Annotated in this window: 9 protein-coding genes; 6 read left to right on the top strand and 3 right to left on the bottom strand. The window is 64.2% G+C overall.

From position 1 onward, the window contains the following. The first annotated feature begins 82 nt into the window (after window positions 1-82). The 6 genes from speB to ACSZPK_RS04400 all read left to right on the top strand — a co-directional run bounded on the left by speB (window position 83) and on the right by ACSZPK_RS04400 (window position 7671). Window positions 83-1042 (top strand): agmatinase, encoded by a 960-nt coding sequence (gene speB / locus ACSZPK_RS04425; RefSeq protein ID WP_437880162.1) that lies wholly within the window; start codon window positions 83-85, stop codon window positions 1040-1042. Then, window positions 1039-1428 carry a nuclear transport factor 2 family protein gene (locus tag ACSZPK_RS04420; RefSeq protein ID WP_437880161.1) on the top strand — a complete coding sequence of 130 codons (390 nt, stop codon included), beginning with the start codon at window positions 1039-1041 and terminating at the stop codon, window positions 1426-1428. The genes speB and ACSZPK_RS04420 overlap by 4 nt, the downstream gene beginning before the upstream one ends. Window positions 1429-1597: 169 nt before the next feature. Beyond that, entirely contained in the window at window positions 1598-3097 is a 1500-nt protein-coding gene (locus tag ACSZPK_RS04415) for a purine-cytosine permease family protein (RefSeq protein ID WP_437880160.1), read from the top strand. 73 nt (window positions 3098-3170) lie between these two features. Continuing rightward, window positions 3171-4550, top strand: coding sequence for a sodium:solute symporter (locus tag ACSZPK_RS04410; RefSeq protein WP_437880159.1), 1380 nt, complete (start codon window positions 3171-3173; stop codon window positions 4548-4550). 68 nt (window positions 4551-4618) lie between these two features. Beyond that, entirely contained in the window at window positions 4619-6220 is a 1602-nt protein-coding gene (locus tag ACSZPK_RS04405; RefSeq protein WP_437880158.1) for a 5-guanidino-2-oxopentanoate decarboxylase, read from the top strand. A gap of 20 nt (window positions 6221-6240) precedes the next feature. Further along, complete coding sequence (locus ACSZPK_RS04400; protein ID WP_437880157.1) at window positions 6241-7671, top strand: aldehyde dehydrogenase family protein; 1431 nt, start codon at window positions 6241-6243, stop codon at window positions 7669-7671. Window positions 7672-7723: 52 nt separating this feature from the next. Here ACSZPK_RS04400 and ACSZPK_RS04395 read toward each other — a convergent pair whose 3' ends face one another. From ACSZPK_RS04395 to ACSZPK_RS04385, 3 genes are all read right to left on the bottom strand, one after another. Beyond that, window positions 7724-8221, bottom strand: a complete 498-nt coding sequence (locus tag ACSZPK_RS04395) for a RidA family protein (RefSeq protein WP_437880156.1) — start codon at window positions 8219-8221, stop codon at window positions 7724-7726. Between the two features lie 121 nt (window positions 8222-8342). Then, a complete protein-coding gene (locus tag ACSZPK_RS04390) occupies window positions 8343-9761 on the bottom strand; it encodes an NAD(P)/FAD-dependent oxidoreductase (RefSeq protein WP_437880155.1) in 1419 nt (472 codons plus the stop codon). 552 nt (window positions 9762-10313) lie between these two features. Beyond that, entirely contained in the window at window positions 10314-13706 is a 3393-nt protein-coding gene (locus ACSZPK_RS04385) for a DUF6701 domain-containing protein (RefSeq protein ID WP_437880154.1), read from the bottom strand. Window positions 13707-13777 lie beyond the last annotated feature (71 nt).

The following is a 13777-nucleotide window of genomic DNA, read 5'->3' as shown; positions in this document are numbered from 1 at the left end:
ATTTGCCTCGCACGATTTTTCCCGGCCACGACGCTCACCAGAATCCGCCCACGACAACCACAACAAATTCGTGAGGCCACCCGTGGATAATTCCCTCCACCAGCCCCTGGGCGGCAATGAAATGCCCCGCTTCGGCGGCATCGCCACCATGCTGCGCCTGCCCCATGTGCAAGCCGCGCAAGAGCTGGGCAAGCTCGACGCCGCATTCGTCGGCATTCCCCTCGACATCGGTACCTCGCTGCGCTCCGGCACCCGTTTCGGGCCGCGGCAGATCCGCAGCGAATCGGTGATGATCCGTCCGTACAACATGGCCACCGGTGCCGCGCCCTTCGACTCGCTGAACGTGGCCGACATCGGCGACGTGGCGATCAACACCTTCAGCCTGCTCGACGCCGTGCGCATCATCGAAGAACACTACGACGGCATCCTCGAACACGGCATCATCCCCCTGACCCTCGGCGGCGATCACACCCTGACCCTGCCGATCCTGCGGGCGATGAAGAAGAAGTACGGCAAGGTCGGCCTGGTCCATGTCGATGCCCACGCCGACGTCAACGACCATATGTTCGGCGAGAAGATCGCCCACGGCACCACCTTCCGCCGCGCCCAGGAAGAAGGCCTGCTCGACAGCCAGCGCGTGGTACAGATCGGCCTGCGCGCCCAGGGCTATACCGCCGACGATTTCAACTGGAGCCGCAACCAGGGCTTTCGCGTGGTCCAGGCCGAAGAATGCTGGCACAAGTCCCTGACTCCGCTGATGGAAGAAGTCCGCGCCAAGGTCGATGGCGGCCCGGTGTACCTGTCCTTCGACATCGACGGCATCGACCCGGCCTGGGCGCCCGGCACCGGCACCCCGGAAGTCGGCGGCCTGACCACCATCCAGGCGCTGGAGATCATCCGTGGCTGCCAGGGCCTGAACCTGGTCGGCTGCGACCTGGTGGAGGTTTCGCCGCCCTACGACACCACGGGCAATACCGCGCTGCTGGGCGCCAACCTGCTCTACGAAATGCTCTGCGTGCTGCCGGGCGTAGCCAAGCGATGAACCGCGACAGCCAGGTGCGCGAAGCCGCTGCCGCGCTGGTGGAGGCCTTCGCCAGCAACGACACGGCGCGCTACTTCGCCTGCTTCAGCGAGGACGCCAGCTTCGTTTTCCACACCCAGGCGCAGCCGCTGCTGTCACGCCAGGCCTACGAGTCACTGTGGCAACGATGGCAGCTCGAAGGCTTCGCCGTACTGGCCTGTCGCTCCAGCAATGCCCACGTCAGCCTGCAAGGCGACGTGGCGATATTCATCCATGACGTAACCACCCGCCTGCGTCTGGCCGGGGAAGAACACCACTTGGAGGAGCGCGAGACCATCGTCTTCCGCCTCCATGATCGGCGCTGGCTGGCGTGCCACGAGCACCTGTCCGCGCCAAGCCTGAACTAGAAAGAGATCGCTTCGGTGTAACCGGCACCGCGAGCGACCCGGCCCTGCATCACGGGGCCTTGCTGCACTGCCTCAACACCGCCACCCGGCGAGCGCCGGGGGTGACTAAAAAGGTCCGCGTGCCTGCGCAGGCCTTCACAACAATCGTGACAGGCACCGGAGAACATCCATGAGTCACTCCACGGCTATCGAAACCTTTGGCGTCGAGCAGATTCCCGACGACCAACGCGATGCATCCCCCAGCGATCTGTTCCGCCTGATCTTCGGCGGCGCCAACACCTTCGCCACCGCCGTACTGGGCAGCTTCCCAGTGCTGTTCGGCCTGTCGTTCCAGGCCGGCCTGTGGGCCATCGTGCTCGGCGTCGCCGTCGGCTCGCTGATCCTCGCACCCATGGGCTTGTTCGGCGCGCTCAACGGCACCAACAACGCGGTCTCGTCCGGCGCCCACTTCGGCGTGCACGGGCGCATCGTCGGCTCGTTCCTTTCCCTGCTCACCGCCGTGGCGTTCTTCTCGCTGTCGGTGTGGAGCTCCGGCGACGCCCTGATCGGCGGCGCCAAGCGCCTGGCCGGCCTGCCGGAAACCGATCTCACCCTGGGCCTGGCCTACGGCCTGTTCGCCGTGCTGGTGCTGGTGGTGTGCATCTATGGCTTCCGCTTCATGCTGTGGGTCAACAAGATCGCGGTGTGGGCGTCGAGCCTGCTGTTCCTGCTCGGCATCTTCGCCTTCGCCGGGCCGTTCGATGCGGCCTACGCCGGCAGCGTCAGCCTGGAGCAACCGGGTTTCTGGGCGGCCTTCGTCGGCGCGGCGCTGCTGGCGATGAGCAACCCGGTGTCGTTCGGCGCCTTCCTCGGCGACTGGTCGCGCTATATCCCGCGCCAGACGCCGAAGTCGCGCATCATGCTGGCGGTGATCGCGGCCCAGGCCGCCACGCTGATCCCGTTCCTGTTCGGCCTGTGCACGGCGACCCTGGTAGCGAGCCAGGCGCCGCAGTACATCGAGGCGAACAACTACGTCGGCGGCCTGCTGGCGATCTCGCCGAGCTGGTTTTTCCTGCCGGTGTGCCTGATCGCGGTGATCGGTGGCATGTCCACCGGCACCACGGCGCTGTACGGCACCGGCCTGGACATGTCGAGCCTGTTCCCGCGCCTGCTCAGCCGCGCCGCCGCCACCCTGCTGATCGGCCTCGCCGCCATCGCCTTCATCTTCATCGGCCGCTTCGCCTTCAACCTGGTGCAGAGCGTGTCCACCTTCGCCGTGCTGATCGTTACCTGCACCAGCCCGTGGATGGTGATCATGATCCTCGGCCTGATCGTCCGTCGCGGTCATTACCACGCCGACGACCTGCAGGTGTTCACCCGCGGCCAGCGCGGCGGGCGCTACTGGTTCCAGCACGGCTGGAACTGGCGCGGCCTCGGCGCGTGGATTCCCAGCGCGGCGCTGGGCCTGTGCTTCGTCAACCTGCCGGGGCAGTTCGTCGGCCCGCTGGGCGAACTGGCCAGCGGCGTCGACATCAGCCTGCCGATCACCCTGGGAACGGCGGCGCTGCTGTATCTGGCGCTGCTCAACCTGTTTCCCGAGCCCGCGACCGTCTACGGCCCGGCCGGCCCGCGCTGGGTACGCCTGAAAAGCGCCACGCCAGCCCGCATGAGCAACGTCGAGGCAGCCTGAGCAGGGCCTGACGCGTTTCCAACAGCGGGCGTCAGGCGCCCGCTTCAATCCAGCTAAAAACGAGAACAACACTATGTTCCTGGATATATTCGTCGTCTTCATATACGCCGCCGGCATGCTGCTGCTCGGCTGGTACGGCATGCGCCGCGCGCGCAGCCAGGAGGATTACCTGGTCGCCGGGCGCAACCTTGGGCCGGCTTTCTACATGGGCACCATGGCCGCCACGGTGCTCGGCGGCGCCGCGACGGTCGGCACCGTGCGCCTGGGCTATGTGCATGGCATTTCCGGCTTCTGGCTATGCGCCGCCCTAGGCGCCGGGATCCTCGTGCTCAACCTGTTCCTGGCCAAGCCGCTGCTCAAGCTGCGCATCTACACCGTCACCCAGATCCTCGAACGGCGCTATACGCCGATGGCGCGCCAGGCCAGCGCCGTGGTGATGTTCGCCTATGCGCTGATGATCGCCGTGGTCTCCACCCTGGCCTGCGGCACGGTGTTGCAGGTGTTGTTCGACCTGCCGTTCTGGGGCGCCATCCTGCTCGCCGGCGGCGTGGTGGTGGTGTATTCGAGCATTGGCGGCATGTGGTCGCTGACCCTCACCGATATCGTCCAGTTCGTGATCAAGACCGTCGGCCTGATGTTCATCCTGCTACCGATCTGCCTGTACCGCGTCGGCGGCTGGGACGAACTGGTGGCCAAGCTGCCGGCCACCGCGTTCAGCCTGGGCACCATCGGCTACGACACCATCCTCACCTACTTCCTGATCTACTTCTTCGGCATCCTCATCGGCCAGGACATCTGGCAGCGTGTGTTCACCGCCCGCAGCGAAGGCGTGGCCCGCGTCGCCGGCAGCCTGGCCGGCGTGTACTGCGTGATCTACGGCCTGGTCGGCGCGCTGATCGGCATGTGCGCCAAGGTGCTGCTGCCTGAACTGGACAACGCCAACAACGCCTTCGCCGCCATCGTGCAGAACGCGCTGCCCAACGGTATTCGCGGCCTGGTGATCGCCGCCGCGCTGGCCGCCATGATGTCCACCGCCAGCGCCGGCCTGCTCGCCGCCTCGACCACGCTGACCGAAGACCTGCTGCCGAAGTTGCGTGGCGGGCGGCCCTCCAGCCTTGGCCTGGCACGCACCTTCACCTTCCTCACCGGCCTGCTGGTCCTGGCCATCGCCCTGGTCGTCAACGACGTGATCGGCGCCCTGACCCTGGCCTACAACCTGCTGGTCGGCGGCATCCTGATTCCGATGCTCGGCGCCATCTACTGGAAACGCGCCACCACCACGGGCGCCATCGCCAGCATGGCCCTGGGCTGCGGCACGGCCCTGGTGTTCATGGTCCGCGATGGACTGGAAGCCAACACGCCGATCTACTACAGCCTGGCCATCGGCCTGCTCGCCTTCGTCGTCGGCAGCCTGCTGACCCGCCCGCAGAGCCGCATGACCAGCCTGGCCTGAGCCCCTCATTCACCTGACGATGCCGGCCCCCGGGCCGGCGTTTCGCCATTCACGCAAAGGAACCCGTCATGACCACCTGTGGAGAATTCCTCGTCAAGCAACTCGAGCACTGGGGCGTCGACACCGTGTTCGGCATTCCCGGCGTGCATACCGTCGAGCTGTATCGTGGCCTGCCGGGCAGCGCCATCCGCCATGTCACCCCGCGTCACGAACAGGGCGCCGGCTTCATGGCCGACGGCTACGCGCGGGTCAGCGGCAAGCCTGGCGTGTGCTTCATCATCACCGGGCCGGGGATGACCAATATCGCCACTGCCATGGGCCAGGCCTATGCCGACTCGATTCCCATGCTGGTGATCTCCAGCGTCAACGAGCGGCATCGCCTTGGCTTGGGCAATGGCTACCTGCACGAGTTGCCCAACCAGCGCGGGCTGGTCGCCGGGGTCAGCGCCTTCAGCCATACCCTGATGAGCGTCGAGGAACTGCCTGCCGTTCTAGCCCGCGCCTTTGCCGTGTTCGACAGCCAGCGCCCGCGCCCGGTGCACATCGAGCTGCCGCTGGACATCATCACCGCAGCAGCCGATCACCTCAGCCTGCAGCCGCGCGTGATCACCTCGCACCCAGCAGCGGATGCCGCCTTGATTCGCCAGGCCGCTCAGCGCCTGGGCGAAGCGCGCCAGCCCTTGCTGCTGGTCGGCGGCGGTTGCGTGGCGCACCCCGATGCGGTGCGACAACTGGCCGAGGCACTGGATGCGCCCACCGCCCTGACCATCAATGCCAAGGGCCTGCTACCGGCGACCCATCCGCTGCTGCTCGGCAGCAACCAGTCGCTGGTGCCGGTGCGCCAACTGGCGCTGGAAGCCGACGTGGTGCTGGCCATCGGCACCGAACTGGGCGAGACCGACTACGACGTGGTGTTCGACGGCAACTTCCGCATTGGCGGCGAGCTGATCCGTATCGATATCGACGCCGAGCAACTGACCCGCAACCATCCGCCGCGCCTGGCCATCCACAGCGATGCCGGCCTGGCCATCGCCGCCCTGCTGGCCGAGCTGCCGGCTGGCAGCACGCGCAACGACAGCCCGGGCGCCGCGCGTACCGCTGCCGCGCAACGGCAACTGGCCGAGGACTTCAGCGGCTGGGCGCATTACCGCACGCTGTTCGACTGCATCCTCGACGTGTTGCCCGACGCGCGCTTCGTCGGCGACTCGACCCAGACCGTGTACAGCGGCAACCACCTGGTCGAGCTGGATGGCCCGCGCCGCTGGTTCAACGCCTCCACCGGCTACGGCACCCTGGGCTACGGCCTGCCGGCGGCCATCGGCGCCAAGCTGGCCGAGCCGCAACGCCCGGTGATCAGCCTGATGGGCGACGGCGGTATCCAGTTCACCCTGCCGGAACTGGCCAGCGCGGTCGAAGCCAAGGTCGGCGTGATCATCCTGTTGTGGAACAACCAGGGCTACGGCGAGATCAAGCGCTACATGGAACGCCGCGACATCACGCCGCTGGGCGTGGACATCTACACCCCGGACTTCATCGCCATCGCCCGCGGCTTCGGCTGCCAGGCCGAGCGTGCCCGCGACCACGCACACCTGCAAGCGCTGCTGCGCGACGCGCCAACGGACCGGCCGCTGCTGATCGAGATCGCCGAAGCGCCGCCTTTCGCCCCCTGAATCTGTCACGGAACCGCCCTATGAACATGCCTCACTACATCGACGGCCAATGGGCCGCTGGCGAAGGCGCTGACGTACTCAGCGTTTTCGAACCGGCCCTCGGCCTGCCCTTTACCGAACTGCGCGCCGCCAGCCCAGCCCAGGTCGATCGGGCCGTGGCCGCAGCACGCCGGGCACTGCCCGCGTGGAAAACCAGCGCCTGCGCCGAGCGTGCCCGCTACCTGCATGGCTTCGCCACGGCCCTCGGCGAACGCCGGGGCACGCTGATCGCCCTGCAAATGCGCAACAACGGCAAGCCACGCCATGAAGCCGAGGTCGACCTCGACGACGCCATCGCCACCTTCAGCTATTACGCCGGGCTCGCCGAACGCCTGGACGACCAGCAGAACCGCGAAGTCGCCCTGGCAGTTCCCGGTTTCAGCGCCCACACCCGGCTGGAAGCGGTTGGCGTGGTCGGCCTGATCGTGCCGTGGAATTTCCCGCTGGTGACCAGCGCCTGGAAGATCGCCCCGGCGCTGGCCGCAGGTTGCACGGTGGTGCTCAAACCCTCGGAAGTTACTCCGCTGATCGAACTGGCCTACGGCGAAATCGCCAGCGAACTCGGATTGCCTGCGGGCGTGTTGAATATCGTCGGCGGCAAGGCCGAGGTCGGCGCAGCGCTGAGCAGCCACGCCGGCCTGGACAAGCTGTCGTTCACCGGCAGCAACGCGGTGGGCAGCCGGGTCATGCACAGCGCTGCCGAGTTCTGCCGCCCCGTGACCCTGGAGCTGGGCGGCAAGTCAGCGATCGTCGTGTTCGATGACTGCGACATCGACCAGGCCATCGAATGGATCATCGCCGGCATCTGCTGGAACGCCGGGCAGATGTGCTCGGCCACTTCGCGCCTGCTGGTCCAGGACGGTATCGCCGACGCATTGCTGCCACGCCTGGGTGAGTCTCTCGACAAGCTGCGCGTGGGCAACCCGCTCAGCGAAGAGATCGACATGGGCCCGTTGACCAGCCAGGCGCAGTTCGCCAAGGTCAGCGAATACTTCGCCATCGCTCGCGACGAACACCTGAACTGCCTGGCTGGCGGCGTGGCGCTGGAACGCACAGGCTGGTTCGTCGCGCCTACGCTGTACACCGATGTGCCTGCCGAGAGCCGCCTGTGGACGGAAGAAATCTTCGGCCCACTGCTCTGCGCACGCCGTTTCGCCAGCGAAGAGCACGCCATAAGCCTGGCCAACGACAGCGCCTTTGGCCTGGTCGCCACCGTTGCAAGTGCCGACCTGCAACGCGCCGAGCGGGTCGCCAACGCCCTGGAAGTCGGCCATGTGTGGATCAACTCGATCCAGGCGGTGTTCGTCGAAACCTCGTGGGGCGGCGGCAAGGGCAGCGGCATTGGCCGCGAGCTGGGCCCCTGGGGGCTGAGCGCCTACCAGGCGGTCAAGCACGTGACCCGTTGCCTGTAGGCCATAGTCCAGCCCGGGCGCTCGACGGCCCGGGCCGGTCATGCGGATACGCTCAGGGGCGAACCGCTGTGACCTCGATCTCGACCCGCCAGGCCGGGTGGGCCAAGGCAGCGATCTGGAAGGCGGAGCGCGCAGGCAGGTTGGGTTGCTTGGCGGCCGGCCCGAAGAACTGGGTATAGCCCGCCATGAAGCCATCGAAGTCCATCTTGCCGCCGTTCTCAGGTCCGCCGACCAGAAAGACCTGCATTTTCACGACATCGCCGAGGCCGAGGCCGAGTGCCTTCAGTTGCTGCTCGATCTGCTCCAGCACATTGATGGTCTGCGCCTTGGTATCGCCGAAGGCTTGCAGAGAATCCTTGGCCGCCTTGGCGTCTATCACCGCCGGAACATTGCCACTGAGATAGACCGTGGCTTTTCCTGCCGGCACCTCCACCGCCGACGAAATGGGAAAACTGCCGGCGCCATGGCGCACGATATCCTGCGCCAGAACGCTTGTTGAAGCGGCCACTGTCACAGCCAATGCCGCAACGGTCTTCAATGTGAATTTCATACTGTCTCCTAAATGATGACCTGGGATTGTTTGTACGAATTACCCGTGCGCTTCATTTCAGCGTGATGGGTCGGCACCGGTGAATGACCTGTGCCGCCACAACCGGGCACGAGCAGGGCGTTTAGGAAAACCGATAAAGGCTGAAGGATTGCGGGTCCAGAATCGGCTCTTTGCCAAGCAGCAGGTCCGCAGTCAACTCGGAAGAAACCGGACTTTCCGTCATACCCCAGCCGGTTGCCGTATTGATGACCAGGCCTGGATATTCATTGACCCGCGAAATAATAGGGTTCTCATCCGGGGCGATCGCCATCGCACCGCTCCACTGATCGATCAACTTCGAATCCTTGAAGGCGGGGAATTCGACTTTCAACTTTTCCAGCGACGCATCAAGTTCAGGAATATCAGGAGCAGCGGTCATCAGCCTGTTCTCTTCGAACGGCGAAACTTCGTCCAGTTTCCAGTGTGTCGGTCGAATGAAGGAATCGATCAACTGCCTGTTCAGCGAGATGTGTACCGGGAAATCGGGAAGTGCCAGAAGCGGCAGATACTTGTAGCCGTAGGTGAAGGACTCCTTGACGACCGGCGCGACGACCACGCGGGGCGAAGTCGCGTAGGTGCCATCGGCCTGTTCGCGAAAGTAGATATTCCCGGGCAAGGCAACGTTTCCGCCCGGCGCATTGGGCGCGGCGCTGATCAGTTGCTGGGACTGGTAGGCGGGCAACGTGGGGACATCGACCCCCAGGTTCTGCATGAACAACCTGGACCAGGCCCCGCCGGCCACGACGACGCGGCTGGTCTTGATCGCGCCTTTCTCCGTGACCACATCGGAGATGGCTCCTGCCTGGGTTTCCAGGCCTCTCGCCGCGCAGTTGGTGTAGATCCTGACGCCTATCTTCTTGGCGTATTCGGCCATGACGAACGAAGCGATTTCGGCATCCAGGCTGCCGGAGTCTTCCTCGAATCCAGCGATCGTCCAATTGGACGAAGCGCCGCGCAGGCGTTGTTCGAGTTCACTGCCTTGGATCATTCTGGTCTTGAAGGGAAGGTCGCCCGCTACTTCCTGGGTTTTGGCCTTGATCCACGTTCTGACACTGTCCAGGTCTTCTTCATCGAAAGGCACTTCAACCCGGCCTTGAGTGCGATAACTGGTGTCGACACCCACTTTGGCATTCATCTCTCGCCAACGCTGTTTGGCAAGATGGTGCAACTGGAATGTCGCATCAGGCATCTTGTAAGTCATGACCTGGCCATAGAACCTGCAGGACTGTTCGCCAGCAATATCGCCCTTTTCAACAGCCACTACGGACAACCCACGTTCGGCGAGGTTGATGGCGGTCATGATGCCCAGGATACCGGCGCCAATGACCACTACGTCGGCCTGTTGTGGAAGCGGCCCCTCGCTGCCCGCAACGAAGCCAGACCTGGGTTTGCCGGGGATCAATCTACCTTCGCGCGTCAGCATGGGCGTTAGAACCCCCGCGCCCCCGACAACCGCCACGACACCGCCGCCGATCAAAAACTTTCGCCTGGTCACTCCCATGTCAGAACTTTCCTTATTTCGAGGGTAATCGACATTAAAATGGGGCGACACCATAACATGGCGTTTTTAAATAAAAGTTCTGGGAAAAATAATAGAAAGTTAAGGTTTTCTTTAACTATTCAAACAAACAGCGGATCAAACTCGTAATAGCAAGACCAAGTCGAGTGATAACTAACGGCCGCATTATCATTATGCCGAGCAGGCAATCTCGTTACGTTCGAGCCTGCGGCGCGTCGAGTCCTTGGGGCTTGGCCGCCGAGCAGAAACGATGGCGCGAGGAAAAGCACCGCCTGCGCACCGCCAGTGCACACCATTCGCTCATCGTGCACTGCCACGGTTCAAGGCGTCCCCCAATGGAACGCCTCGAAAAAAACCGTAGACCGCCCTGGAAGCACCGTAAAACGTGGCCTTCACATTTTCAGGCAGAGTTGGCACGCCCCCTGCAATAAGACAAGTATTCCCAGTTTCGGGGACCTTGGTACAGGCAGGCCGGGGATTCCCCTCTTTTACAAGCACACGAAAGGCCACTCCCCGGAGTGGCCTTTTCGTTTTTCAGCGATAGTTCTCGCGACGGAAGATCAGCGGCGTGGCGCCCGTGTAGATACCGAAGGTGGCGACGCCGCTGGCCGCACTGTAGGTGCTGCCATCCCAAGGGTATTTCAGCCAGTTCGGCATGCCGTTGAACAGCGCACGTACGGAACCGTTATTGCCGGCCCCCGGGGCACTCAAGGCGATGCTGCCGTTAACCCCGGCGGCAGGCACGGTGACGGTTGCCGTGGTCTCGCCGGCGGACAGGTTGGCGGTGTAGGTATCCAGGGTCAGAGCCCCCAATGCAGCAACATTGGTGCAGGTATCCAGCCCCTCGTTCTGGAAGGTGTTGGAACTTTGCCAGCTCTCCAGCACCACGGGCAGGCTCAAGCCTTGCAGCTCCGAGCCGCTGGCATTGCCGATACGCAGGCGCCCCAGGCGAATATCGCTGCCGGCGAAGTCGAAGCTGTAGCCGGTGCAGGCGGTGCCGCCCACGCAGGCGCCATCCTGGTCGGTCAGCGCGGCAGCGAGGAAGCTCTGGCGCACGGCGGCGGTGACGGGGTAATCGTCAGCGCCTGGTGCTGTCGGCTGGTTGTAGACCAATTGCTCGCCACTCCAGACATAGCTCTTGGCGCCGTCGCCCACGGTGCTGTCGCTGATGCCGGTGGTGACGCTGCCCTGCGTCCCGAGCCTGGCATTCAACCCCGTACGCGAAGCGATGACCGAGAGATAAGCCTGTCGCACCGGCGTATTGAGCCGCCAGAACTCGCCACGGTCGTAATTGCTGGTCACCGCGCCTTGCCGGTTGTACCCCGTGACGGTCAAGGTCGGGTTTTGGTTGAAGGCAATCGGCTGCCCCTGGTAACTGAAGGCACTGCCGCAACTGGTCTTGAGCGAAGCGCTGCCAACCGCGCCGAGTGAAGCAGGCATGAAACGACCGATGTAGTTGCTGGTGCCGCCACCGATGGCTTGGCCGAAGTATTCGGGTGGCACGGCCGTGACGCTGATGATGCCGACCTCCGGGAAGCTGGCAGTGCTCACGGTCTGGTTACCAGGAACATGGCTGTAAGTCACTGGCGTGAGGCGACCGCTGCCGCCAGCAGGCGCTGCGAGCGTGGTATTGAGCGTGATGCTGGCAAGCTGGAAGTTGGGGGTCTTGGCATTGCTGCACAACGCCGCCGCGCTCCGTCCCTGGTTGTCGCTGACCCAACTGACCGCCGCGATACGCAGTGGAAAACTATCACCGGCGCGAATCCCTCCCGCGAAGACCGGGCAACCCGCGACGCTGGCCGCAGTGCAGGGATTGGAGGGACTGATGTTATCCAGGTCGGTCTGTAGGCACAGCCCATAAGGGCGGCTGACAAAACTGGTCGCGCCGATCATGACCAGGCCGGCATCGCCTGTAGCGGCACTGCCGCCATAGGTGGCGTTGACCAGTATTTTCCCCGCATCCCTGTACATCGCCGTCAGCGGGGCCGTGGCCGTATTGTCGAACGTCAGCGTCAGCGGCGTTGCCGTACTGCCGACGGTGGTGCCGTTGAGCGAAACCGGCATGCTGCCGCTGCCTGGATCGCTGTATGCCGTAGTGAAACTGACACTGCGCGAACCCTCGAAGCCTGGCGCGCAGCTCTGGGTCGTATCCTTCTTGACCGCCTGGATGGTGCCGCTAGAACCTTTGGCGGCCAGCATGTCCGGGAGCGTGATGATAAAACCGCTGTCCTGAAAGCCCACCGTACAGTTGGCGACGCTGGCCGGAGCCGCTACAGAGCCAATCCGGCATTGCGTCTTGTTGAGGGCAAGCGGGGCAGAGGACGAAGCAATGCCCAGGGTTGCATTCTCCGCCACCGGGTAACTGACCGAGTAAGTGCCGCTGGTGCCGCCCGTAAAGGTGCTGGGCAGGGTCGTAGTGGTGGCGGAATTACCGGTCGCCGTGACACTGGCGGTCACCGAGTCCGTGTACAGGGTGCAGGCGGCATCCTGGCAGGCTCGTATCGAGGTGATGTTCAGCGGCGCGCAGGTCAGGCCGGTGCTGCTGGACGAGATGATCTCGTAATGATCGATAAGCCCTACCGAGGTGCTGCCACTCGTGCTGCACACCTGCATGTTGTCCATGTCATGGATATTCGCCAGATTGCCTGTAGAGCCGGTCAGGCTGATCAGGAAGTTGCCCGGCAGTGCCCCCTGGGCGCTGCTGGAGCGCACATCGAAGGCCGCGATCAACGTGGTGTAGCTGTTGCCGAGTCCGCTGACATCGCGCTCGACGGTGACCAGGGCCTTGCCCGTCGTGCGCGTGTCGATGGTAATGCGATAGCGATGGCCTGGCGCTGGCGTGGCACTCGCAGCGCTGGCGTCGATGCCGGTGGCAAGCGTCGCGGTCCCGGTCAGGTAGGTGTAACTGCTGGCCGCGCTGCCGCGGATCGCAACGGCATCGCTACGAACCCCGACCCCGCCGACCCGCCCTTCGGCCACCGCGGAGTAGTTACCGAACTCATCCAGGCCGATCCCCAGCCAGCCCCCCGCGAAACCAGTGATTGCGGTCTTTTGTGCGTATCCCAGGGAGCCACCGAAAGCGCCCGGCTGGGGGGTAACCGAGGCATCGGAAAGGATCACCGCGATCCCGTCGGCCCCCCGCGATGAGCTGTTCGAGTAACCGAAATAATCGAAGGTCATGGTGATCAGGCTATTGGCCGTCGGAAACGCTCGCTGGTAAGTCGCGGCCGTGGCGACGTTGCCGCTGTCGTCGGTCAGGCGTAGACGGCCGTTGACGATCCTGGGCACACCGAAGGTTCCGTTGCGGCTGACCACCGACCAATTGGTGGTGCTGAGGGTACTGGCGGAGAAGTCATCGCTGATGCAGGTCTGCCCCGTCGTGCCGGCAGGCGCAATGCAGGCGTTGGCCGGGGTGGAATTGGGCTGGCAATAGCCGACCACCGTAGAGCTGCCGTTGACCCGGATGGTATTGCTGTTGGGCGCGGTGAATGTGCCATAGGCGGTGGCGTTGTTCAGGGTTACGTCACCGACGGACGTGGTTACACCGACCGGCGCCGAAGCGGTGCCCAGGGTGGAGCCGTTGCCGAAGGTCGCCGTGTAGGCCTGCAGGCTGCCTGTCACGTTGGCCTTGTTCAGGCTGACCGAGCCATTGATCGTGTTCGTCCCCGTTAGGGAGCTGGTGGCAGATGCGCCATCGGACAGCGAAATGGTCCTGCCGGACGCGCCGATCGTATTACCGACCAAGGTAAAGCCGCCGGTAGCGACGACATTGATATCGCTGAGAAGCAGCAATGAACTCAGCGTCAGGCTGTCGCCAGACGTCAGGATCACACTACCGTTGCAGGTATAGGTGGGGAGACTGATCGACCAACTGCCCGTACAAGGGGCGGTCGTGCCAAGAATGCTGAATACGTACGTGGTATTCACGGCCATTGCGGTCCCCGCGACGAGAGACAGCGCCAGCAGAAAAAGCAGGCGGACGAGCCAGCGGCCGACAG

Origin of the sequence: Pseudomonas sp. LRF_L74 (assembly GCF_965644255.1) — a bacterium.
Taxonomy (GTDB): domain Bacteria; phylum Pseudomonadota; class Gammaproteobacteria; order Pseudomonadales; family Pseudomonadaceae; genus Aquipseudomonas.
This window is presented reverse-complemented; position numbering and strand designations above follow the sequence as displayed.